The organism is Psychrobacillus sp. NPDC096426, from assembly GCF_044762745.1.
In the GTDB taxonomy this organism is placed as follows: domain Bacteria; phylum Bacillota; class Bacilli; order Bacillales_A; family Planococcaceae; genus Psychrobacillus.
Window position 1 is genome coordinate 14,446 of the sequence record NZ_JBIWEX010000020.1, and the last position, 22,974, is coordinate 37,419.

Annotated in this window: 21 protein-coding genes and 2 other annotated features; of the genes, 7 read left to right on the forward strand and 14 right to left on the reverse strand. The window is 37.5% G+C overall.

All coding sequences use genetic code 11. The features are described 5' to 3' along the window. Nucleotides 1-455 precede the first annotated feature (455 nt). Genes ACIQYS_RS15960 through pepV form a run of 7 tightly spaced genes read right to left on the reverse strand, consistent with a single transcriptional unit; the run spans nt 456 to nt 6,673 of the window. The gene (locus ACIQYS_RS15960; RefSeq protein ID WP_402982068.1) at nt 456-1,298 is read right to left on the reverse strand and encodes a YtnP family quorum-quenching lactonase; all 843 of its coding nucleotides are present in this window, start codon (nt 1,296-1,298) and stop codon (nt 456-458) included. A 16-nt stretch (nt 1,299-1,314) separates the two neighbouring features. Then, nucleotides 1,315-1,956, reverse strand: a complete 642-nt coding sequence (gene trmB / locus ACIQYS_RS15965) for a tRNA (guanosine(46)-N7)-methyltransferase TrmB (protein ID WP_402982071.1) — start codon at nt 1,954-1,956, stop codon at nt 1,315-1,317. Between the two features lie 4 nt (nt 1,957-1,960). After that, nucleotides 1,961-2,899 carry a diacylglycerol/lipid kinase family protein gene (locus ACIQYS_RS15970; protein WP_402982073.1) on the reverse strand — a complete coding sequence of 313 codons (939 nt, stop codon included), beginning with the start codon at nt 2,897-2,899 and terminating at the stop codon, nt 1,961-1,963. Further along, nucleotides 2,892-3,872, reverse strand: coding sequence for a nuclease-related domain-containing protein (locus tag ACIQYS_RS15975; protein ID WP_402982076.1), 981 nt, complete (start codon nt 3,870-3,872; stop codon nt 2,892-2,894). Before ACIQYS_RS15975 ends, ACIQYS_RS15970 begins: the two co-directional genes overlap by 8 nt. Nucleotide 3,873: 1 nt before the next feature. Then, nucleotides 3,874-4,416, reverse strand: coding sequence for an RNA 2',3'-cyclic phosphodiesterase (gene thpR / locus ACIQYS_RS15980; RefSeq protein WP_402982077.1), 543 nt, complete (start codon nt 4,414-4,416; stop codon nt 3,874-3,876). After that, nucleotides 4,413-5,264: a D-amino-acid transaminase gene (gene dat, locus ACIQYS_RS15985; protein WP_402982078.1), complete on the reverse strand. Its 852-nt coding sequence runs from the start codon at nt 5,262-5,264 to the stop codon at nt 4,413-4,415. The genes thpR and dat overlap by 4 nt, the downstream gene beginning before the upstream one ends. Next, entirely contained in the window at nt 5,264-6,673 is a 1,410-nt protein-coding gene (pepV, locus tag ACIQYS_RS15990; RefSeq protein WP_402982080.1) for a dipeptidase PepV, read from the reverse strand. Before pepV ends, dat begins: the two co-directional genes overlap by 1 nt. A gap of 297 nt (nt 6,674-6,970) precedes the next feature. Here pepV and ACIQYS_RS15995 point away from each other — a divergent pair, with 297 nt between their 5' ends. Continuing rightward, nucleotides 6,971-7,192: a DeoR family transcriptional regulator gene (locus ACIQYS_RS15995; protein WP_402982083.1), complete on the forward strand. Its 222-nt coding sequence runs from the start codon at nt 6,971-6,973 to the stop codon at nt 7,190-7,192. Between the two features lie 58 nt (nt 7,193-7,250). Here the strand turns inward: ACIQYS_RS15995 and ACIQYS_RS16000 are convergent, their stop codons facing one another. Together ACIQYS_RS16000 and ACIQYS_RS16005 are read right to left on the reverse strand one after the other, a co-directional pair. Further along, a complete protein-coding gene (locus ACIQYS_RS16000) occupies nt 7,251-7,952 on the reverse strand; it encodes a pseudouridine synthase (protein WP_402982085.1) in 702 nt (233 codons plus the stop codon). A gap of 9 nt (nt 7,953-7,961) precedes the next feature. Further along, a complete protein-coding gene (locus tag ACIQYS_RS16005) occupies nt 7,962-9,578 on the reverse strand; it encodes a putative polysaccharide biosynthesis protein (protein ID WP_402982088.1) in 1,617 nt (538 codons plus the stop codon). Nucleotides 9,579-9,870: 292 nt separating this feature from the next. Between ACIQYS_RS16005 and ACIQYS_RS16010 the strand changes: the two genes are divergently transcribed. After that, on the forward strand, nt 9,871-11,130 hold the full coding sequence (locus ACIQYS_RS16010) for a BaiN/RdsA family NAD(P)/FAD-dependent oxidoreductase (RefSeq protein WP_402982090.1): 1,260 nt from the start codon (nt 9,871-9,873) through the stop codon (nt 11,128-11,130). A 230-nt stretch (nt 11,131-11,360) separates the two neighbouring features. Here the strand turns inward: ACIQYS_RS16010 and ACIQYS_RS16015 are convergent, their stop codons facing one another. Then, nucleotides 11,361-12,068, reverse strand: a complete 708-nt coding sequence (locus ACIQYS_RS16015; protein WP_402982093.1) for a DNA alkylation repair protein — start codon at nt 12,066-12,068, stop codon at nt 11,361-11,363. A gap of 140 nt (nt 12,069-12,208) precedes the next feature. Then, nucleotides 12,209-12,436: a binding site (T-box leader), on the forward strand. Nucleotides 12,437-12,488: 52 nt separating this feature from the next. Between ACIQYS_RS16015 and trpE the strand changes: the two genes are divergently transcribed. Both trpE and ACIQYS_RS16025 read left to right on the forward strand, forming a co-directional pair. Then, entirely contained in the window at nt 12,489-13,877 is a 1,389-nt protein-coding gene (gene trpE / locus ACIQYS_RS16020) for an anthranilate synthase component I (RefSeq protein WP_402982095.1), read from the forward strand. Further along, nucleotides 13,874-14,446 carry an anthranilate synthase component II gene (locus tag ACIQYS_RS16025; protein WP_402982098.1) on the forward strand — a complete coding sequence of 191 codons (573 nt, stop codon included), beginning with the start codon at nt 13,874-13,876 and terminating at the stop codon, nt 14,444-14,446. Before trpE ends, ACIQYS_RS16025 begins: the two co-directional genes overlap by 4 nt. Nucleotides 14,447-14,686: 240 nt before the next feature. Here the strand turns inward: ACIQYS_RS16025 and leuS are convergent, their stop codons facing one another. From leuS to ACIQYS_RS16045, 4 genes are all read right to left on the reverse strand, one after another. Then, entirely contained in the window at nt 14,687-17,098 is a 2,412-nt protein-coding gene (gene leuS / locus ACIQYS_RS16030) for a leucine--tRNA ligase (protein ID WP_402982100.1), read from the reverse strand. A 42-nt stretch (nt 17,099-17,140) separates the two neighbouring features. Then, nucleotides 17,141-17,356, reverse strand: a binding site (T-box leader). A 47-nt stretch (nt 17,357-17,403) separates the two neighbouring features. Continuing rightward, on the reverse strand, nt 17,404-18,057 hold the full coding sequence (locus ACIQYS_RS16035) for a 3-oxoacid CoA-transferase subunit B (protein WP_402982103.1): 654 nt from the start codon (nt 18,055-18,057) through the stop codon (nt 17,404-17,406). Between the two features lie 13 nt (nt 18,058-18,070). Beyond that, entirely contained in the window at nt 18,071-18,760 is a 690-nt protein-coding gene (locus ACIQYS_RS16040) for a CoA transferase subunit A (protein ID WP_402982105.1), read from the reverse strand. A gap of 157 nt (nt 18,761-18,917) precedes the next feature. Further along, a complete protein-coding gene (locus ACIQYS_RS16045) occupies nt 18,918-20,087 on the reverse strand; it encodes an MDR family MFS transporter (protein ID WP_402982108.1) in 1,170 nt (389 codons plus the stop codon). A 122-nt stretch (nt 20,088-20,209) separates the two neighbouring features. Between ACIQYS_RS16045 and mnmL the strand changes: the two genes are divergently transcribed. The 3 genes from mnmL (at nt 20,210) to ACIQYS_RS16060 (ending at nt 22,973) form a co-directional block, all read left to right on the forward strand. After that, nucleotides 20,210-21,169: a tRNA modification radical SAM protein MnmL/YtqA gene (gene mnmL / locus ACIQYS_RS16050; protein WP_402982110.1), complete on the forward strand. Its 960-nt coding sequence runs from the start codon at nt 20,210-20,212 to the stop codon at nt 21,167-21,169. Continuing rightward, nucleotides 21,166-21,735 carry a tRNA 5-(aminomethyl)-2-thiouridylate-methyltransferase MnmM gene (mnmM, locus tag ACIQYS_RS16055; RefSeq protein ID WP_402982113.1) on the forward strand — a complete coding sequence of 190 codons (570 nt, stop codon included), beginning with the start codon at nt 21,166-21,168 and terminating at the stop codon, nt 21,733-21,735. The genes mnmL and mnmM overlap by 4 nt, the downstream gene beginning before the upstream one ends. A gap of 155 nt (nt 21,736-21,890) precedes the next feature. After that, nucleotides 21,891-22,973: a type III polyketide synthase gene (locus tag ACIQYS_RS16060; protein ID WP_402982115.1), complete on the forward strand. Its 1,083-nt coding sequence runs from the start codon at nt 21,891-21,893 to the stop codon at nt 22,971-22,973. Nucleotide 22,974 lies beyond the last annotated feature (1 nt).

Below are 22,974 nucleotides of genomic sequence, written 5' to 3' on the forward strand. Positions count from 1 at the left end.
TTGGCTGTCTTTTTCTATTAGGGTTTCCTGCATACTTTAAGAATAATGCGTCTTAATGAAGTTACCGCTAGGATTTCCGCTGCAGGGCGGACGCTTTCCGCCGGGTGAGCGATGAGCGTTCGCCTGCGATGGCTCATTTGTCTCACTCATCCGGCTGGAGTCGCCGCCCTTCCGCTCCAATCCATCAAATTTGCTATCTAATCAGCGTCACTGTTTTAAATTCAATTTTGTTTAGCATTTCTTGAAAATTAAATCCAGTAAATGGTTGAACGAGACATAACATGCTGTGAACGCGACAAACTACCTTCCTAACACGACAAAGCACATCTCGAAAGCTACAAACAGGACGCTGAACACGACAAACTGGTCTAGCGGAGATGCTATATTGCGGAAATCCAAGTGGAACTTCCTTAAGACGCACTATACTTAAAAAGTGCCACACTTCTATGGAAAAATTAAGTTCTTTCTACTTTATCCACTATTTTTTTTCCATCTTCTGACCATTTTACTAAACGGTAAAAAGCATCATGGTAAAAACTAAACCAATAATTAGATTGAAATGCTTCATTTACCCACTTCTCTTTAGCAAAAACAGAAGTCATCGGGTAATCATCATAAGCCAGTACCCATAATGGATTTTGATGTGCATGAGTTGGCATTAAATCTGCCAGATGAATAATCGTCTCACCGTTTTGCTTAAACAATACAATACTATGTCCATCACTATGACCACCAGTGTGAATCATTTCGATCCCATCAACTACTTCAATTGAATCCGAAAACGTCTCTACTTGCTCTTCAATCGGCTCCCAGTTTTCTTTCCAGTATGTATTTTTTGAACGAATATTAGGGTTTTTCATTTCATTCCATTCGACTTCTGAAACATAAATTTTAGCATTTGGAAAACTAGAAACAAGCTGGTTATCAACCCATTTCGATAAACCGCACGCATGATCAAAATGTAAATGTGTCATAATTACCATATCGATTTCTTCTGGTAGTACACCGAGTTGCGCTAAATTGTCTTCCACTAGTGATTCGTTGGAAATTCCATAGTTTCGTAGTTGTTTCTCTGTAAACTTTCCGTACCCGAGTCCAGCTTCTAGTAAAATATTTTGTCCTTTGTACTGGATGAGTAGCGGATCAGATGGTAATTCGATTTGATTTTTTTCATTGACTGGATATTTCTTTTCCCATAATGGTTTTGGTACGACCCCAAACATGGCACCCCCATCCATATGAGTTGTCCCGCCTTTTAACCAAGTTAATGACATGTCGTGAAATTGAAACGTATCCATTCTCCCAAATCCCCTTTTAAATGAATTTTGCTTCTACTCGATAAATCGGTTGTCCTTTTGCAGAAAATTTCTCTTCATATTCCGTCATAATATTTTCTTCCGGCATATTTGCATGCAAATCGAGCGAAACATCTTTTATTAACATACCATAGGCAGACATACTGATTAAAGAATATTCAAATAATCCGCGGTTATCCGTCTTAAAATGTATTTCTGCATTGTCTACTAAAATAGATTCATACAGTTTCAGAAATCCTTCATGTGTTAAACGTCTTTTCGCATGTCTAATTTTTGGCCATGGATCGGAGAAATTCAAATAGACGCGGTCCACATCGTTTTTCTCAAAATATTTGTCCAAATCTGCACCGTTTACTTTTAATAAACGTAAATTTGGAAGAGGCTGTGCAGCAATTGCATTTTCAAGTGCAGAAACAATAACACTATCATACAGCTCGATCCCAATATAGTTAATATTCGGATTTTGCTTCGCCATTCCCGTTATAAACTGACCTTTCCCTGTTCCTACTTCAATATGAAGGGGATGATTATTTTTAAATTCTGACGCCCAATTCCCTTTTAATGCTTCCGGATTCGGAATGACGATTTCAGGATGGCTATTTATAAATTCCTCTGCCCATGGTTTATGTCTTAACCTCATTACGTTAAACTCCTTTTTCTGTTTGTTTTGCTAAGTTCCAAGCTTTCGGTATAACTGAAAATGAATACGAGTGATTTTCTTCTGTTATACAAGAAAATTCACCATCCGCATGCCCGTAAACTTTGTTGTGCATTGTCATTGCATAATCTTTTGCTTGAAACTGAATGACTTCTTTATACTTTGTATGTTTCCCAAAGAATACCGTGCCAAAGATAAATAATAATTTCCATCTAGCTATCTTGTATACTACGGTCATTTCAATTAATTGGTCATCTGGTTTTGATGCGGGTGATATTTTCATCCCTCCGCCAAAATATGGCTGATTGCATACAACGACGAACCAAACATCGTCATACATTACCATTTCATCTTCTTTATGTAAAGTGAAAGAAAATCGCTGAAACGTAAATAATTCTTTAATCAGGTACAAAATGTAAGTAAACTTTCCTAAGCCAAGTATATTTAATCGTCTTTTCCATTTAGAATTGTTGACGGAATAAGCAACTTTCGCATCAAATCCAAAACCAGCATTATTCACAAAAGAATACTGATCTTGACCGTTCGTTAACAAGGCCAAATCCATTTTCACTGATCCCTTATTATTATGTACGTAGTGATGCAATTGCTCTATCGTTTGAAAAACAGAAAATGTTCGGCCGAAATCATTCCCACTACCAGCAGAAATGACACCAACTCGAACATGTTTATATCCTGTAACTCCCAGAATAACTTCGTGAACTGTGCCATCGCCTCCAACTGCAACGATTAAGAAGTCATCCTTAGTCGATGCTGCATAGCTTTTAGCAATTTCTACCGCATGTCCACTTCGCTTGGTCGTAACATACATATATGGAAACGTAATAAGTTTTTTCCATTTCATCCAAACCTTTTTTCCACGCCCATTACCTGCGTGCTCATTGACGATAAAAACTACGTTAATCATCTTTTTCCTCACTATCAACGTCCCAAGAAGACCTAGAATAGGAAGTTGTTTGAACTAAATTTAAAATCGCTTGTGCAGCTTTAAATTGCATATGCTTCATTGGTGAAGGTGAGCTTTTTAATGATGAAAACCATTCTTCATATGTTCTACTATCGATAAATTGCACATTATAAGAAGAACCCGGATAGTCTATATATCCATTTCTTGAGAGAATTACTTTTCTAATCGGTAAATCTATTTCTTCTTTTTGAAAAACTTGCAATAAGATGGATTCCATACGATTGATATTAATCAACGGACTTAATACTTTTTTCTCTTCTTTCCCGCTTTTTCTTAGCCAAAATCGGTCACTACTACCGATAAATGCATCTAAATTTTGAGCTTCTAGCATGACAATACAAACGATTTCCGTTGGCAAAACAAGCATAATATCTAACTCAATCGGTGCTTTTTTTAGCTTTAATATAGGATAATAAAATAACAAATAATTATCTGGAAGATTTTGCATGAACGATCTCAATAATGTATCTCGCATAAATTTTGGATCTACATATGATTTTTCACGTAAAGTGGAACTTGCCCATTTTAATTGAAAATGGAAAAGCTGATCTAAATACATTCTTTTTAAATCCTCTTTTGTCTGCGGTTCATAAACGATTTTAGGTTCAAAAAACAGTGGCGTAGGTTCATCCGGAGTGCTATCCACAATGTCTATTTCGCTAGTTTCCCAAGTTTCTTCATCCGAGTTTTCAACCTTTTTGCGATGAAACAGCTTAGAAAAAATAGATTTTTTCTCCGGCTCTTCTATTTTTTCTTCTGTTTCTGTCCAAGTAGTGTTAAATGACCCTTTTTCGAATTCTTCTTTCGTACGTTCCCATTGTTGCCTTTTCAAGCGAACAAATTGTGTCGGGTATCTTTTCAAATCTTTTTCATAACGAGAAACATAATCCTGTAACTTCACTAATTGCGCCATTCTACACCCTCCTACTCTGAATACAATCAATTTCCTCATAGCGAGGGGATTGATTGTTATTTATTTGGAAAATGGAGAAATGAGAAACATCAAAACTCATTTTTGGTAATTGAAAATCTTTAATATGCAATTCGTCCACTGCTGCCCATTTTTTTGCAATGGTAATATGAGCGTGAAAATCTTTTGTATTAGTTATCTCTATTACTTTAGATAATTGCCTTACAACATCATGTTGTAAGGCATGTAAAAAATGGCTATTTTCTACCGCAGTATATATTACGCGAGGTGTTTGCTCATTTCCGAAATGGGCTAATTCATTCGTTGTTAGCTCGAACTTTTCCCACTTAATGTTTCGTAAACATTGCATAATGGATGAGAGAATACTTTGCTCTACATGCCCTAAGTAAAAAAGCGTGATATGCATATCTTCAGCAACTGGCAATGTCTTATGTGTTTTATGCACATTTGTATTTTCTCGCTCTTTCACGATAGCTTTTGCTATATGCATGGGAACTTTTATCCCGATAAAATAGTGTTGTTTCATACACTAATTGAAGATGGGATTTTTTGTTCAAATGCTTGTTGAAGTTTTTCTGTCCATCCTCCACGTTTACCAGTTCCGATTAGTTGACTTTCAAGCGAAATGATTGGCATTACTTCAGCATTTGTAGAAGACATAATCAGTTCGTCCATTGCTAACGCTTGTTCTTTTGTGAACGCTTCTTCGACAACTTTTAATCCAATTTCATCGCAGCAGTCTAAAATCACTTTTCTTGTAATACCATTCAATATTAAGTTACTTACAGGATGCGTATAGAGTACGTCGTCTTTAATACCGTACACATTAGAAGAAGAACCTTCTGTTATGATTCCTGAGCGATGCTGGATTGCTTCATAGCAGTCTTTACTAATTGCTTCTTGTTTTGCAAGCACATTGCCAAGTAGGTTAAGCGACTTAATATCACAACGAAGCCAGCGGATATCTTCTACGAAGCAAGCTTTTACTCCATTTTCTAGTTGAGCGAACGGACGTGTCGTTTCTTTTGTATAAGCCGTTAAAACCGATTCCACTGCAGGCGTCGGAAAATTATGCTGTCTTGGACTCGTGCCACGTGTAACTTGTAAATAAATATGACCATTATCTACTTCATTTGTCTCGATCAAATCGTGAATCATTTTATGCATAACATCTTTTGTATATGGAATGACTAACTGGATTTTATCTGCACTCGCATATAAACGATCAATATGTTCCGCTGCTGTAAATACATTGCCATTATAAATTTTAATCACTTCGTAAATGCCGTCCCCAAATTGATATCCACGGTCTTCAAATCCAATTTTCACTTTTTCTTCGTTAATAATTTTGTCATTCCATAATATTTTAGCCATTATTTTTCTCCTACAGTTGAAGTTTTACTTGCTAGCTCTACAATTGCATCTGCATAAATTGCGGTTGCTTTTACTAAATCTTCGATATCGACATATTCATCTACCTGATGAGCAACATCTTTTCTACCTGGGAACAGCATACCGAACGCAACCCCTTTATCGAGTACGCGTGCGTATGTCCCTCCACCAATGGACAGAAGTTTTGCTTCTTCTCCAGTGTTTCTTTCATACACTTTTTGCAATGTTTGGATTAACTCATCTTTTTCATCTACATAGTGTGGAGCAGAATTACTGCCTAAATCCAATGTAATGCCCATTTGTTTAAGTACTTCTCGGCAAGCAGCAAGTTTTTCTTCAAAAGGGTATGTTACAGAATAACGCATACTTACTTGCGTACATGATCCTTGTTCTGGTGCATAATGAATAACTCCAGGATTTAGTGTCGTATCACCTGAAACATCGTCCATAAAGTTTAACGCAAGTTTATGTCCTCTGCTATCTTCCCCAAAACCTTCTACTAAAAAGTCAACAAAAGCTTTAGAATGAGGTGTTAACTGAATCGTTTGTAAAAACTTCGCTAGGAAAATCGCTGCATTTACCCCTTCGTCAGGTTCCATCGCATGTGCGGATTTTCCGTGAATTAATACTTTTACCATTGGACCTTGTGGGGCAACTTCTCCTGTAATTCCGTGTTCTTTTGCAAAAGTATCAAACTTTTCTTTAATCGTGATAAGCCCACCAAAAACAAAGGCAAATGCTTCATCTGGCACCATATTCGTTCGCTTACCTGCTTGGAAAAACTGAATTGTTTCTGTTTCAGTTGAACCTGTTTGCGTAAATATTAAATTTGCTATTCCTTTTTCAGCATTAATAATAGGAAAATCTGCATCTGGTGCAAACCCAATTGTCGGCATTTGTTCTTTTTGAAAATAACGTTCTACACAACGGAAACCACTTTCTTCGTCTGTTCCTATTATCATGCGTACTTTTTTAGAAAGTTCAATTCCAGACTCTTTTACTAATTTCATCGCCATCCAAGCGGCAATGGTTGGTCCTTTATCGTCAATTGCTCCTCGACCGTAAACTCTGGTCTCAGCAACAACTCCTTCAAATGGAGGATATGTCCAGCCACTCCCTTCCGGAACTACATCTACATGACAAAGAATACCGAGAATTTCTTCTCCGTCACCCATTTCAATATGACCAGCCATATTATCTACATTTTTTGTTGTGAATCCGGCTTGTTCCCCTTCTTTAAGCATATGTTGTAATGCTTCTAAAGGTTTTGGACCGAAAGGCATTTCCTCTGTTGCCAAATCTTTTTGTAAGACACTTGGGATTTGAATAAGCTGTTGTAATTCTGCAATTATTTCTTCTTTCTTTTCTTCTGCAAGTTTTAACCAGTTCATAAAAAATCTCCTCCGCTATTCATATATATAACCATTTTACACTTATTTTGACGGGACGTCTTTGAAAATAATTTTAGTCTGTAAATGCCTGAGCTTTCAGATTTTCATGTTAAAAATTTGTAAATTAATTGATTTTAATAGAAATTTGCCAGAAAATCTACTATAATTGAATTGTCAGATAATAAAACTGGCTACCAATATAGTAAAGGGGCTGTAAATTGCAATTATTTAGTTGCTTTTCACCCATGTCGTCCGCTAGTCTAGCCAAGAGATATGATGATGAAGGAGTGGTTACTGATGAAACCAACTACTGATCGGATGCTCAATCGAATTAAAGACATGTACATGTTCATCCGAGAAAACGGAACTGTTACAACACAAGACTTAGTCGATGAATTTTGCATCACTCCTCGTACAATTCAACGAGATTTGAATGTACTTGCTTTTAATGACTTAGTTATTAGTCCAACAAGAGGCAAATGGACCACGACGAACAAGCGAGTTAAATTGACATCTTAGATATTTTCAATATGAAAAGAATGACCAAGCTCTACATTCAAGCAAGGTCATTCTTTTGCTATATTTGCTCTAATTCTTCTTCTCTTAATTCCCTATAGGCACCTTCTGCAAGTGAGTGGTCTAACTTAAGCGCACCCATTGAAAGCCTTTTTAAGTAAATAACCTTTTTCCCCACGGCCTCAAACATTCTTTTCACTTGATGAAATTTACCTTCCGTAATCGTTAATTCAATTTCAGATATGGGCCCACTTCTTAAAACATGCAATATTCCAGGTTTTGTATGATAGCCATCCTCTAATGTGACGCCATTTTTAAAAGCCTCGACATCTGTTTCGTTTACAATTCCTTGCACTTTGGCAAAATATACTTTTGGAACTTCTTTGTTAGGCGAAAGCAAACGATGCGTTAAAGCACCGTCATTTGTAAGCAACAGCAGCCCTACCGTATCCTTATCCAGCCGTCCGACTGGATAAGGTTCAAAATGCCGTACGTCATCATCCAATAAATCGATGACCGTTTTATCTCTTGTATCTTCCGTTGCAGAAACTACTCCTGCTGGTTTATTTAACATTAAATAGATGAACTCTTTATATTCTACAACTTCCCCGTATACGGATACTCGATCTAAATGTTCGTTTACATGCATCGAGCTATCCTTCACAGTGACATCATTTACTTGAATTGCCTTTGACTTGATTAACATTTTTACTTCTCTTCTTGTCCCAAAGCCCGTATGAGCTAGAAATTTATCTAATCGCATATCGTACTCCTAAAAACCAATTTTTTTCGTATATTTTGTCAGTCTTTCTCCAAAGAGCTTTTGCGCAAGCCCAAGTCGTAATGTGACATACCCATAAAAAGCCACTCCAATGGAAGCACAAACGAATATGACTACTAACGCTTCCAATTTATGATCGATCACGAACATTTTCTCAATGCCCCATTTAGACAGTAATACAAGACTCAACATTACTACATTCACAATCACTATTAAAAAAATCCGTCTAATAACCATCGGCGATTTATAATGTAATGTTTTTCGAATCGCTAACATATTTAACCCAATGGCCACAATATATCCTAGGGCAGTTGCCATAATAGCCCCATCTGTTTCAAATGCTTTTATCAATGGTGTATTTAATACGAGTTTCGTTAATATACCGAGTAACAAATTCAGGATAATAAGTTTTTGTCGATCTATTCCTTGTAAAATCGCTGTGGTTACCGGATAAAGCGCAAATAATATAGCAACTGGGGCATAATGCGCAAGCACCGCTGTTCCTGTTTCACTTTGTTGGTAAAACACAAGGTAAAATTCATTTGCTAAAACTGAAATACCCATTGCAGCTGGTACAGTCAGGAATAATAGTATTTGAAAAGTTTGGTCAAGTGATTTTCTTACTTGTCCAAAATCTTGCTTAGCGTAATAACTTGTAATATAAGGAATTAACGCCATCGAAAAACCAGTGGCAAGCATAACTGGAATCATTACAAGTTTGTGTGTAGTTAAATTTAACATTCCAAGATAAATACCAGATTCTTTTCCGCTGAAGCCGATCATCGCCATTGCACGATTAAATGTAATCATATCAACAAATTGGAATAAAGGATTTATAACACCAACTAATGCAAACGGTACAGTATAAACCAATATTTCTTTATATATATTTTTCAAAGAAATATTAGAAATCGCATTACCGCTACCTTCCAGTAAACCATTAAATTCTGGTTTTAATTTCTGCCAATACCAATATAAAACGACTAGACTTGCTATAGCACCTAAAAAAGCAGCAAAAACTGCAAACGATACAGCCGTCTTTTCCGTACCATTAAATACTTTCATCACTAAAAATGCTCCTGATAGCACAAATAATATACGAACTATTTGCTCTATCAATTGTGATACAGCTGTAGGAGTCATATGCTGATATCCTTGAAAAAACCCTCGTATTAAACTCATCACTGGTACAACGATTACTGCAAAGCTTACATACTTTATAACCGTTGCAACATCCTGAGCAGTTATCGATGTATCTTTACCTTTAATGACTGAATGCGCAATAGGTTCCGCTAGAAAATAGAGAACAAGAAATCCTAATACACCCGTTACAACCATAAGTAACATGCTGGATTTTACTAGCTTTCTGCCAGTGGCATAGTCACCTAATGTATTATATTTGGAAACAAACTTTGAAACAGCAATTGGAATACCAGAAACAGCAACAGCAAGCACAATTGAGTATGGAACATATGCATACTGGTAAAGACCGATATACTCCTCTCCAACTAGTTGATAAAAAGGAATAATATAAAGTACACCTAAAATTCTTGATAATAAGAGACCAACAGTCAAAATCATTGTCCCTTTTAATAAATTCGAAGCCATAAAACCCGCCCAATCCTATCAAATTCGCCTCGCTGTATTTGGCCCAGACCAGATTAAGTAAGGAAGTTAGCCTAATCCCGTCGCATCCTTGCGACAACAGCTAACTGATCTGCATCACGCATGCCTGAGCTTTGCTAGAGAAATTCCTCTCAAAATCTGTGGCATCCGCCGGAGGCTTTAACTCTAAAACATTTGCTGAATGAAGTTAAATTGTCTACACTACAGTTTACATCTGTCTCATGAAAACCACAATCGTGTATAATAAAGAAAAAAGTGAAAGTGTGAACTATTTATGTATGACGTTATTGTAATCGGTGGGGGTCCATCAGGATTAATGGCCGCAGCTGCTGCTGGAGCAGAAAAGAAAAAAGTATTACTTATTGAAAAAGGTTCGAAGCTTGGGAAAAAACTTGCTATATCTGGTGGTGGACGTTGTAACGTAACGAATAGACTTCCTCAAGAAGAAATTGTCAAAAACATTCCTGGAAATGGTCGCTTTTTGTTCAGTCCATTCTCTGTTTTTAATAATGAAGATATTATTGCGTTTTTTGAAAATCTTGGGGTTGCTTTAAAAGAAGAAGATCACGGAAGGATGTTCCCTGTCTCCAATAAAGCAATGGACGTGGTCAACGCGTTACTCGATGAGTTAAAAAGATTAAATGTCGAAATTAAACTAAATTCACCAGTTGCTAAACTGTTAATGAATGATGAAAAAGTCATTGGCGTTCGTCTTGCTACTGGTGAAGAAATCACTGCTAACGCAGTTGTTGTTGCAGTTGGAGGAAAAGCAGTTCCGCAAACAGGATCTACTGGTGACGGGTATCCATGGGCGGAAAAAGCGGGACATACGGTTACTGATCTATATCCAACAGAAGTTCCTTTATTATCTAGCGAGCCTTTTATTAAATCAAAAGAACTTCAAGGACTTGCACTGCGAGATGTTGCGGTTTCCGTACTTAAAAAAAATGGAAAACCGATTATCACACACCAAATGGACATGCTCTTTACCCATTTCGGCCTCAGTGGTCCAGCCATATTACGCTGCAGCCAATTTGTTGTGAAAGAGCAAAAGAAAAACGGAGGACAACTTGTACAAGTTCGAATAGATAGTATACCTGAACAAAACGAAGAGCAAACATTCCAATCTCTACTCTCTGCCATTAAAGAAGATCCGAAAAAAGCGGTGAAGAATGTTTGGAAAGGAATCGTGCCGGAAAGATGGCTATTGTTTTTATTGGAGCGAGCAAGTATCGAGGAAAGTGAAGACGGTCAAAATCTAGCACACGATAAAATAAGAGAACTTGCCCACCAACTAAAGCAATTTACGGTGAACGTTTACGGGACCCAACCACTCGATAAAGCTTTCGTTACGGGTGGAGGTGTGTCTATTAAAGAAATTGAACCGAAAACTATGGCTTCTAAGAAAAAAGCTGGTTTGTATTTCTGCGGAGAGATTCTGGATATTCATGGTTATACCGGTGGTTATAATATTACCTCTGCGCTTGTAACTGGGAAAATTGCAGGTATGAGTGCTGCTGGTTTTATTGAGTGATCCTCTGGGAAACTCATCATTTTCATTTGACTTTAAAAAAATATTGTTGATATTCGGATTATAAATAAAAAGGACCAAATTCAAGGTCCTTTTTATTGTGTTCTTGTATAACTATGCCCAGTTAGTTGAAAAATATTTTTTTATCCTTGTGTTTTTAAAAAAGCATTCCTCAATGCAATGGAATGCTTTATAAATCCTCAAAACTATTCGTTTCAAGATGCGTACTAATTTTAACACCGTACATACTTACGTTTAAAACCAAGTTTACCTCTATCCACTTCTTTTTGAATACTTTCGTAAGCATTTAGGAAACTGCTTTTTTTCTTTTCCCGTTTCACTTCTACTATCCCTATGGCCTTTGCGGTCTCGGCTGCCATCTCATGGAGCGGCAAATAGGAAATCCCCACGGTGTAAACAAAATTATTCATAGCGGATTTCGTTCGTTCTGGCGAATCGTGAATCGTATTTTTCACCATATCAAGCATTTTGGAAATCTTTATTTCTGAAAATTCGACGTCTTTCCTATTTCCTAACAGCCAGCAGTAGCAACTCCAGCCTGCAGACATTTTTAGCTCTTCACCACTTGCAATCCATTTATCAGCAACCTCTTGTGCTATATCGGACTCTGATAAAGTTACAGCTACTACATAATCGGAAAGCATATAAAAATACGCTGCATCTATCCAACGTTCATAGTCCGATTCCGTCATGGCTTTTGGGTCTGCAATAATGCCTGCTAAGTACATGGCATCGTAGTTCCCTGTGGTATAAAGCTCTTCAGCTAAAGGCTGGTCTTTTTTTATTTTCTTAGCAATTGGTTTCATAGCGCCTGTAGCCACGCCAAAAAGCGGCTCATGTGCACCATTGGATATGTATATTTTTTTCGTTCGTTCCTTGCTAAGTGCTTCAAGCTCCTGCATAACTATTTCTAAATTCATCGTTTAACACTTCCTTCTTTTGAAGTTTTCCCCTAATATTTTGCCCATCAAATACAATATCATTATTCTATAACAAACTACCAATAAAAAAACACAAAAAAATAATTGAATCTTATAACTACTTATACTACAATGGTGTTTAACAAGCGATGAAGAAGAATAGTAGCGATGTGAAATGCTAAAGAGAGCTGGCGGTTGGTGCAAGTCAGTGCAAATGCATGTCGTGAATGGGCTTCTGAGCTCCGAGCTGAACGTATTAGTAGGCTTAGGCGTATGTCTACGTTACAAGACGCGCAACTATTTGGTTGTAAATAAGCGGATTACAAAAGTAATCAATGAAGGTGGCACCACGGCTCTCCGTCCTTTTTAGATGGAGGGCCTTTTTGTGTTCAGTTGAGCAGAGAAAAGGAGAGATGAGCAATGACAGTTGAGACGAGAAGCTACGAGATGAAAGAGATCCAGGGAGACATGATGACACCTATCTCCATTTATCATTCATTAAATGGGGATAAGAAAATGCTATTTGAATCATCCGCAAAGCATGAAGAAAGCGGACGTTATTCGTTTATCGCATTGAATCCGATTGCAGAACTAATCGGGGACCAATCTAGCTATACATTATCATATAGAAGCGGGGAAAAAGTGATAGAATCAACGTCTGTTATAGAAAAGCTGAAAAAATTGATGCCTATCCATCCAGAAAAGTACCCCTTTTCATTTTTCGGCGGAGCTATTGGGTATTTTGGCTATGAAACGGCATTTTATCAAGAAAAAATTGGAAAACCTTTACCAGATGAATTAGAAATGCCCGATCTACATCTGATGTTTTATGACACGTTTATTGTGTATGATCATGTAAAACAATCCGTTACGATTGCTGCAATCGATTTATTTGAAAATGGTCGCACACAACAAGAAATGCTAGATGCTATAGAAGAAATATATTCTGATTTACAAGTTGGTACGACATTTCAAATGGATACCGTAACAAAACTAGCATTTAAACCGATGATGGAAAAAGACCTGTTTGTTCAAATGGTAGAAAAAGCAAAAGAACATATTTTCAAAGGCGATATTTTTCAAGCTGTTTTATCGCAGCGATTTACCTCCCCTTTTGAAGGAAATCCTTTTTCGCTGTATCGACAACTTCGTACAGCAAATCCTTCACCATATATGTTTTATATGGACTTTGGAAGCTATACAGTACTCGGAACTTCCCCGGAAAGTTTAGTAAAAGTAGATAAAGGGATCGTCACAACAAATCCAATTGCTGGGACAAAGCCGAGAGGAAAAACGGCGGAAGAAGATATGCAATTTGCAAAAGATTTACTCAACGATGAAAAAGAAATTGCTGAGCATCGTATGCTTGTAGACCTTGGACGTAATGATATTGGAAGAATCTCAGAAATTGGTTCCGTGCAAATTGAAAAATATATGACAATTGAATACTATAAATACGTCATGCATATTGTCTCAGAAGTTACTGGTCGACTTAAGAAAGACTTGCATGTACTAGACGTATTAACCGCATGTTTACCAGCTGGAACTGTATCGGGAGCACCGAAAATTCGTGCAATGCAAATTATTAATGAGCTAGAGACCACAAAACGCGGTGTTTACGCTGGGGCAGTTGGCTATATTTCTGTCACCGGTAATATGGATTTAGCACTTGCTATACGTACGATGGTTGTGAAGGATAACAAAGCTCATGTTCAAGCTGGTGCCGGTATCGTCTATGATTCTGTTCCGACTAGCGAATATGAAGAAACGCTCAATAAAGCAAAAGCACTTTTAGAGGTGCAACGATGATTTTATTGATCGATAATTACGATTCCTTTACGTATAATTTATTTCAGCAAGTAAGCGGTCTTGGGAAAGATGTGCAAGTTGTAAGGAATGATGCTATCACGATTGAAGAAATAGAACAACTTTGTCCAGAAGCAATTATTATTTCACCTGGTCCGGGTACTCCAGCGGAGGCAGGTATTTCGATTGAAGTCATTCAAAAACTATATAAAAAGTATCCGATACTTGGAATTTGCCTTGGACATCAATCGATTGGTGCAGCGTTTGGAGCGGATATAGTGCAAGCAAAAACAATTATGCATGGGAAGATTTCAAATGTAGAACATACTCATTCATCCTTATTTGAAGGTTTTAACGGACCAATTTCCGTTATGCGTTATCATTCACTCGTGATTGATGAAAATACATTAAGTGACGAACTTGAAGTACTTGCTAGAGCCCAAGATGACAATGAAATTATGGGCATTAAACATCGAGACTACCCAGTATTCGGATTCCAGTTTCATCCTGAATCTATAGGTACCGAGCAAGGAAATCAAATGATGCAGACATTTATAGCAACACTTGGGTGACAATATGCACTTTTAAGATAAAATCAGGAGCTCCTAGTTACTTTCTAGGGGCTTTTTGCGTTGGCAAAAGATTGAGAAAGGGGTTTAGTTGGAATTTCGAGAGGTTTAGTTAGAATTTTTGAGTATTTAGTTGGAATTTCAGAGGATTTAGTTGTAAAAATGAAGAGTTTAGTTGTAATAGCCAAAAAACGGTAAAAAAAACTGCTTATCCCTCAAAGAAATAAGCAGCTTTTCATATTGTTAGATTACGATATTCACCATTTTACCAGGAATTGCAATAATTTTCTTCACTTCTTGACCTTCCAGCCATTGTTGCACTTGTTCAGAAGCAAGTGCTAGTGCTTCTAGCTCTTCTTTTGTTGCGTCTTTAGCCACGAGAAGTTTAGCACGTACTTTTCCTTTAATTTGAACAGGAATTTCTACTTCATTATCGACTAATTTAGATTCGTCGAAAGTTGGCCAAGATTCATACACGATTGTATCGTCATGTCCAAGAATACTCCATAGTTCTTCTGCAATATGCGGTACGATTGGAGAAATAAGTTTAACAAATCCTTCTACATATTCTTTGGAAATTGTCTCTGCTTTATATCCTTCATTAATAAATACCATCATTTGCGAAATAGCTGTATTATAATGCATTCCTTCAAAGTCTTCTGTTACTTTTTTAACCGTTTGGTGATAAGCTTTTTCCATATTGGCAGAAGAAGTGTCTGTTACTTTAGCGCTCAATTTACCATCTTCATCGACAAGTAAACGCCAAATACGATCTAGGAATCGACGTGAACCGTCTAAACCGTTTGTTGACCAAGGTTTTGAAGAATCCAGTGGTCCCATGAACATTTCATATAGACGAAGTGAATCGGCACCATGACTTTTCACAATATCATCAGGGTTTACTACATTTCCTTTGGACTTAGACATTTTTTCGTTACCTTCGCCTAGGATCATTCCTTGGTTAAATAGCTTTTGGAATGGTTCTTTCGTTGTCACAACACCGATGTCGTAAAGGAATTTATGCCAGAAACGAGCGTACAGTAAATGTAGTACCGCATGCTCAGCACCACCAACATAAATGTCAACTGGAAGCCAACGTGTTGCTAGTTCTGGATCGACAAGTGCTTCGTCATTGTTTGGATCGATATAACGTAAGTAGTACCAGCAGCTACCTGCCCACTGTGGCATTGTATTTGTTTCACGACGCCCTTTTTTCCCTGTTACCGGGTCTACTACATTTACCCATTCCGTAATATTCGCTAGTGGAGATTCACCTGTTCCACTTGGTTTAATATCCGTTGTTACTGGAAGCATTAATGGTAGTTCAGACTCATCTACAGGTGTAGAAGTGCCATCTTCCCAATGGATAATTGGAATTGGTTCGCCCCAATAACGTTGACGGCTGAATAACCAGTCACGAAGGCGATACGTGATTTTCTTTTCACCTTTACCGTTTGCTTCAAACCATTCGATCGCTTTTGCAATCGCTTCTTGTTTATTTAAACCATTCAAGAATTCTGAGTTAACAAGCGTACCGTCAGCAGTGTATGCTTCTTTTTCAATATCGCCACCAGAAACTACTTCAACGATTGGCAAATCAAATTGTTTTGCGAACTCATAGTCGCGCTCATCGTGAGCAGGAACTGCCATAATAGCACCTGTACCGTATGACGCTAACACATAATCAGCAATCCATATTGGCATTTTTTCGCCACTCACTGGGTTAACCGCATAAGCACCTGTAAATACACCTGTTTTATGTTTTGCAAGATCTGTACGTTCTAGATCACTTTTCAATTTCACTTGATCTTTATAAGCTTGCACCGCTTCCGCTTGGTCAGCTATTGTGATTGTATCCACAAGCTTATGTTCAGGCGCTAATACTGCATAAGTTGCCCCAAAAATAGTATCTGGTCGAGTTGTAAATGCACGGAATGATTCATTTGTACCATCTACTTCAAATGTAAGTTCTGCACCCTCTGAACGTCCAATCCAGTTGCGCTGCATCTCTTTCAAACTTTCTGGCCAATCTAGTTCTTCCAAGTCTTCCAAAAGTCTATCTGCGTAAGCAGTTATACGAAGCACCCATTGACGCATTGGACGTCGTTCTACAGGATGCCCTCCACGTTCTGATACTCCATCGATTACTTCTTCGTTTGCCAAAACAGTTCCCAATGCAGGACACCAGTTTACAGGCACTTCATCTACATATGCTAGACCTTTTTTATATAGTTGAATGAAAATCCATTGCGTCCATTTGTAATAAGAGGGGTCTGTTGTATTGACTTCCCTATCCCAATCAAATGAAAAACCAAGATCCGTCATTTGACGTTTGAATGTAGCAATATTCTTCGCAGTAAATTCTGCAGGGTCATTACCTGTATCGATTGCATATTGCTCTGCAGGAAGTCCAAAAGCATCCCATCCCATTGGATGAAGAACGTTATATCCTTGTTTACGTTTGAACGCACTTAGAATGTCCGTTGCAATATATCCTAGTGGATGCCCAACATGTAAACCTACTCCTGATGGATAAGGAAACATATCCAATGCATAAAACTTTGGTTTTGATGGATCATCGGTCATCTTATATGTTTTATTTTCTCGCCAATACTTTTGCCACTTTTTTTCAATTTCTTCATGATTAAAACTCATTGAATTTCCTCCTTAAAATAAAAAAACTCGTCCCTTAAAAAACTAAGGGACGAGAGATTATTATACTCACGCGGTACCACCCAAATTAGTGAAAATCCACTCAACTTGATTCCTTAACGCGGAAAACGGTATAAGCTACTCAAAGTTCACTTACACAGACTCAAAGGCGAGTTCAATAATTCGTTCCGCTAACTTCCACCAACCGTTAGCTCTCTTTAGAAACACTCATTATTTACTAATCCTTTTCACAGTCACTTCTATTAGAATTTATTCTAATGGATTTCAATATAAAATACAAGCTGTACTTATATCGCAACGTTCTCTTTAACATCTTTAGTAATTAGCGTTGCTTCTGTTGCATCAATAATATCTTGAATTGAGTATCCTTCAAATACTTCTTTCAATTCTAGACCTTCTTCTGTTACTTCTATCATTGCCCGTTCTGTAATTATTTTATTCACAACTGCTTTACCTGTTAACGGTAATGCACATTCTTTTTTAATTTTAGCAGAACCGTCTTTTGCACAATGGTCCATAATAACGATGATTTTTTTAGCACCATGTACTAAATCCATTGCCCCGCCCATTCCTTTAATCATTTTCCCTGGAATCATCCAGTTCGCTAAATCCCCTTTTTCCGAAACTTCCATTGCCCCTAAAATCGCCACATCGATATGCCCACCGCGAATCATCGCAAACGACTCGGCACTAGTGAAAAAGGAAGATCCAGGAATCGTCGTTACGGTTTCTTTTCCTGCATTTATAAGATCTGGATCTACTTCTTGTTCAGTTGGGTATGGACCGATACCGAGTAATCCATTTTCCGATTGTAAAACGACCGTCTTATCCGGAGAGATGAAATTCGCTACTAGTGTTGGAATCCCAATTCCTAAATTGACATAGTTACCATGTTCGATTTCCTTTTCTGCTCTTCTCGCAATTTTCTCACGTGTATTCAACTTAGTCTCCCCCTTATGAACGTGTTGTTAGACGTTCGATTCTTTTTTCTTGTGCCGCTTGGAAAAGTCCTTGTACATAAATACTTGGTGTATGTATTTGTGCTGGATCTAAATCTCCTGTTTCTACAATCTCTTCTACTTCTGCAATGGTGATCTTCCCTGCAGCAGCCATCATTGGATTGAAGTTTTGGGCTGTTTTGTTGTATATTAAGTTACCAAACTTATCCGCTTTTGCAGCACGAATTAATGCAAAATCAGCACGTAGTGACTCTTCTAAAACATATTCTTTACCATCATATACGCGCACTTCTTTGCCATCTGCTACTATTGTACCTACTCCAGCTGGCGTAAAGAAAGCTGGTATCCCCGCGCCGCCTGCACGAATTTTTTCTGCAAGTGTTCCTTGTGGCGTCAATTCCACTTCTATTTCACCTGAGATTACTTGACGTTCAAATTCTTTATTTTCTCCTACATAGGAGCCAATCATTTTTTTAATTTGTTTATTTTTTAGTAGAAGTCCAAGACCCCATTCATCTACACCACAGTTATTTGAAATTACTGTTAAATCTTTTACACCTTTTTCCACTAAAGCTAAAATGAGCTGTTCAGGTATACCAACAAGACCAAAGCCCCCTACCATTAATGTCATTCCATCTTCAATGTTTGCTACAGCTTCACTTGCTGAACTGTAAATTGGTTTCATCGTCCCAATCCCCTTTCTGTTTAAAAACTTTCCTCTATTTTATATTCTCAAATATTGGACAATTTAGCAATCGCATTTCTATGAAATAAGCGAATAATATCTCAACGACTTATCCTCCGTTTCCAAGCAACGCAAAAAACGAACTATTCGACAATCGTCAAATAGTCCGTTTTTTAAGTGGTAAATCATATAGCAAACTCGTTACAATTGCAAAAATCATCAAACTCGTAAGTATTAATATCATCATTGGCGTCCCATAAGCCTCTACGAGCAAACCTCCTATAAAAGGTCCAATCATTCGTCCAATAGTGGCCATACTATTCACAATCCCTTGATAAAACCCTTCTCTCCCTTTCGGAGCTAACTGATTAGCAAGCGTTGGTACTGCCGGCCAAACGAACATTTCCCCAATCGTGAGAATGACCATAGCGGTAATAAACATTGCATAGTTTTCCGCAAACGCAACGACAACAAAAGATCCCATAAAAATGACAATCCCGATGATAAGCTGCGCTTTTATTTTATGCTCCAAGCGGTTAATAATCGGTTTGATCAGTGGCTGTGCCAATATAATAAGCGCCCCATTGATTGTCCATAACAAACTATATTGTTTTAACGATATCCCTAAATCTAACACATGAGTAGAAATAGTCGAAGTCCACTGCACATATACAATCCAGGTCAGCATATACCCAATCGTTACAATCATCATGGCATAGAACGGTGCTTTTTGTTTAATTTCCTTTTGTTCATTCAACACCGAGCTATGTCTATTCGTCGTAACAACTAGTTTTCGATAAAAAAACCAAACAATTGCTAAAAATAAAATGTAGGTCAGCAGATTCGCCATAAATATATCATTAATATTATTATCCGCTACTACCCCTGCAATGGCTGGTCCAATCGCAACTCCAACATTTTGGGCCAAATAAATCGCATTAAATGATTTTCTACCACCTTCTGGCCAAACACTACCGACCATTGCATACATACTTGGAAAAATAATTCCTCCACTAAACCCTAAAATCGCAACAAACCATATATATTCTGGCCATCCATGCCAAATTGTCAACAATACTAAAGCAAACATAGACAATATAATTCCTAGCATGATCGATTTATAACCACCAATACGGTCGAACAAATATCCTCCAAGTAAATTACCTACTACACCTGTTCCGGCATTAATCATTAGAACAAACCCAGCCATCGAAAGAGACTGCCCCAAATAATCATGCATATAAATGGTATGTAACGGCCACAAGAAGGAATTCCCCATCGTATTGATAAACATTCCGATGATTAAAAGCCATACAGCTTTTGGCATACAAAACACCTCATTTCCTCGTACGCTAAACTATTGTATGCTTTTTTATATGGCACATCAAGATGGATACAACAAACTTCACGAAGACGTGATAAAATAGGCATGTTAAGGAGTGAATTTGCATGGATGAAAACAACTTTTCTTTTCCATCAGATGGAAAAAGGTATTATACATGGAATAGATTTTTGCGCGATAAATTTGATCAAAAAATTTTCAAAGTCGCACTAGACGCAGGTTTTGATTGTCCAAATAGAGACGGTACAGTCGCTTTTGGGGGTTGCACATTTTGTAGTGTTGCTGGGAGTGGTGATTTCGCTGGAGATAAAGTCGATCCAATTCCAGTACAATTCGAAAAAATAAAATCCAAAATGCATGAAAAGTGGAAAACTGGAAAATACATAGCCTATTTTCAAGCATATACAAATACACATGCCCCACTTCCAGTACTAAAAGAAAAATTCGAAGCAGCATTAGCATTAGAAGGTGTCGTTGGCATCTCCATCGCAACTAGACCCGACTGCTTACCAGATGATGTAGTCGAATATCTAGCCGAACTAAATGAACGAACTTATTTATGGATAGAGTTAGGTCTTCAAACCGTTCATGAACGTACGGCAAATCTTGTTAATCGTGCGCATGACTACCCTACTTATGTAGAAGGTGTAAACAAATTACGAAAACATGGCATTCGAATTTGTACACATATTATTAATGGACTCCCTTTAGAAGATCGAGAAATGATGATGGAAACTGCCCGTGAAGTTGCCAAGCTAGATGTACAAGGGATTAAAATACATTTACTTCATTTGTTAAAAGGGACTCCTATGGTGAAACAATACGAAAAAGGGAAGCTAGAATTTATGGAAAGAGATGCATATATTCAGCTCGTTGCCGACCAATTAGAAGTACTTCCCCCTGAAATGGTTGTTCAACGTATTACAGGCGATGGGCCAATTGACTTAATGATTGGACCAATGTGGAGTGTCAATAAATGGGATGTATTAAATGGAATAGACGCGGAACTCGCAAAACGTAATAGTTATCAAGGGAAATTATATGAAAAGACTGGTGTTTTACGATGATATTAAAAAGAGTTTTACCATTTGCAAAAGAATTACTAGCAAGTGTTATTGAAAAAGGTGATTCAGTTGTAGACGCAACTGCCGGAAATGGACATGATACATTGTTTCTTGCGGACCTAGTAGGAGAAAATGGACATGTCTATGCTTTTGATGTTCAAAAAGAAGCTATTCAATCAACTTCGGATAAGTTAGAACAAGCAAATTTGTTCGGACAAGTTTCGTTAATTCATGATGGGCATGAAAATGTCGCGAAATATGTGCATGCAGAAGTGTCAGCTGCCATTTTTAATCTAGGCTATTTACCTGGTAGTAATCATGAGATCGTTACAAGAGGAGCTTCGACGATTCAAGCGATTGAATCTCTTTTACATTTATTAAAAGTTGGTGGGTTAATCGTTTTAGTCGTTTATCACGGGCATGAAGGTGGTAAGTCAGAAAAAGAAACATTATTATCTTTTGTCCAACAATTACCCCAGTCATACGCGCATGTGCTATCGTATCAATTTGTAAATCAACAAAATGACCCGCCTTTTATATTGGCGATTGAAAAGATGAAAGCGAATTAACACTTCATTTCTTATACAGTAAATAAATTGATCCTTTGTGAAGCAAATAATTCAGAAATCTCCCTGATTTTTTTCTTCACAAGGACAAATTTTCCTCCACCTCTATGCATATCAGTAGAAAATATGGGTATAGTACTTATAAAAAGGAGTACTCCATGCCTAAAATTGCCTCTATTAGTACATATAAACCTCCTTATACATTAAACCAAACAAATATTGAGCAACTAACAAAAGAACTTTTTAAAGACAAAATTGCACAACTGGATCGATTATTAAAAGTGTTTGAAAATGGCGATATTGTAACTCGTAATTTTTGTGTACCTTTAGAATGGCATCAAACAAACCATACATTTGAAGAACGTAACAATATTTATATTGAGTTAGCGACAAAATATAGTGTAGAAGTAATTCAAGCATGTCTCCAAAACACGCACTTTTTACAAAGGACGGTCCATCCAGAAGAAATAGATGCCATTATATTCGTTAGTACTACCGGAATTTCTACTCCTAGCATCGATGCTCGTGTAATGAATCAACTCCCTTTTTCTGACCGCATGAAACGAATCCCATTATGGGGGCTAGGGTGTGCTGGAGGCGCTGCTGGAGTTAGTCGAGCATTTGATTATTGCAAAGCCCATCCGACGGAAAAAGTACTCGTTGTTTGCGTAGAGCTTTGTAGTCTTACATTCCAACCAAATGATTTTTCGAAAAGTAATTTAGTAGGAGCTTCTCTTTTTGCTGACGGTGCTGCATGTATATTAGTATGTGGAAATGAGGCCACTGTTTCAACGAAAAGATCCGTTCCTCACATTATGAATACAGCTTCTAAATGGATGCCAGACTCCGAAAATGTAATGGGATGGGATATTAAAAATAGCGGATTACATGTTGTGTTCTCCAAAAGCATCCCTTCGATCATATCTAATTGGTTAGGACCGTTTATCGATGAATTTTTTACGGAACAACAAATGACAAAAGAACAACTCGCCCATTTTATTGCACATCCTGGAGGAAAGAAAGTTTTAGAAGCATATGAGGAAACACTTTATCTCACACAAGAACAGACTTCAATATCTAGGGAAGTGCTAAGAAATCATGGAAATATGTCTTCCCCTACTGTTCTTTATGTATTGGAGCAATTCATGCAACAAGAAAATAAAAAAGGGGATATTGGTTTACTCGTAGCACTAGGACCTGGATTTTGTGGAGAAGCAGTTTTACTAAATTGGGGGGATTAGC

What these genes read in the sequence shown, in the direction of transcription:
- ACIQYS_RS15960 (WP_402982068.1), bottom strand. Translation starts at nt 1,298, where the DNA reads ATGGATACGTTTCAATTTCACGACATGTCATTAACTTGGTTAAAAGGC.
- trmB (WP_402982071.1), bottom strand. Translation starts at nt 1,956, where the DNA reads ATGAGGTTAAGACATAAACCATGGGCAGAGGAATTTATAAATAGCCAT.
- ACIQYS_RS15970 (WP_402982073.1), bottom strand. Translation starts at nt 2,899, where the DNA reads ATGATTAACGTAGTTTTTATCGTCAATGAGCACGCAGGTAATGGGCGT.
- ACIQYS_RS15975 (WP_402982076.1), bottom strand. Translation starts at nt 3,872, where the DNA reads ATGGCGCAATTAGTGAAGTTACAGGATTATGTTTCTCGTTATGAAAAA.
- thpR (WP_402982077.1), bottom strand. Translation starts at nt 4,416, where the DNA reads ATGAAACAACACTATTTTATCGGGATAAAAGTTCCCATGCATATAGCA.
- dat (WP_402982078.1), bottom strand. Translation starts at nt 5,264, where the DNA reads ATGGCTAAAATATTATGGAATGACAAAATTATTAACGAAGAAAAAGTG.
- pepV (WP_402982080.1), bottom strand. Translation starts at nt 6,673, where the DNA reads ATGAACTGGTTAAAACTTGCAGAAGAAAAGAAAGAAGAAATAATTGCA.
- ACIQYS_RS15995 (WP_402982083.1), top strand. Translation starts at nt 6,971, where the DNA reads ATGAAACCAACTACTGATCGGATGCTCAATCGAATTAAAGACATGTAC.
- ACIQYS_RS16000 (WP_402982085.1), bottom strand. Translation starts at nt 7,952, where the DNA reads ATGCGATTAGATAAATTTCTAGCTCATACGGGCTTTGGGACAAGAAGA.
- ACIQYS_RS16005 (WP_402982088.1), bottom strand. Translation starts at nt 9,578, where the DNA reads ATGGCTTCGAATTTATTAAAAGGGACAATGATTTTGACTGTTGGTCTC.
- ACIQYS_RS16010 (WP_402982090.1), top strand. Translation starts at nt 9,871, where the DNA reads ATGTATGACGTTATTGTAATCGGTGGGGGTCCATCAGGATTAATGGCC.
- ACIQYS_RS16015 (WP_402982093.1), bottom strand. Translation starts at nt 12,068, where the DNA reads ATGAATTTAGAAATAGTTATGCAGGAGCTTGAAGCACTTAGCAAGGAA.
- trpE (WP_402982095.1), top strand. Translation starts at nt 12,489, where the DNA reads ATGACAGTTGAGACGAGAAGCTACGAGATGAAAGAGATCCAGGGAGAC.
- ACIQYS_RS16025 (WP_402982098.1), top strand. Translation starts at nt 13,874, where the DNA reads ATGATTTTATTGATCGATAATTACGATTCCTTTACGTATAATTTATTT.
- leuS (WP_402982100.1), bottom strand. Translation starts at nt 17,098, where the DNA reads ATGAGTTTTAATCATGAAGAAATTGAAAAAAAGTGGCAAAAGTATTGG.
- ACIQYS_RS16040 (WP_402982105.1), bottom strand. Translation starts at nt 18,760, where the DNA reads ATGAAACCAATTTACAGTTCAGCAAGTGAAGCTGTAGCAAACATTGAA.
- ACIQYS_RS16045 (WP_402982108.1), bottom strand. Translation starts at nt 20,087, where the DNA reads ATGCCAAAAGCTGTATGGCTTTTAATCATCGGAATGTTTATCAATACG.
- mnmL (WP_402982110.1), top strand. Translation starts at nt 20,210, where the DNA reads ATGGATGAAAACAACTTTTCTTTTCCATCAGATGGAAAAAGGTATTAT.
- mnmM (WP_402982113.1), top strand. Translation starts at nt 21,166, where the DNA reads ATGATATTAAAAAGAGTTTTACCATTTGCAAAAGAATTACTAGCAAGT.
- ACIQYS_RS16060 (WP_402982115.1), top strand. Translation starts at nt 21,891, where the DNA reads ATGCCTAAAATTGCCTCTATTAGTACATATAAACCTCCTTATACATTA.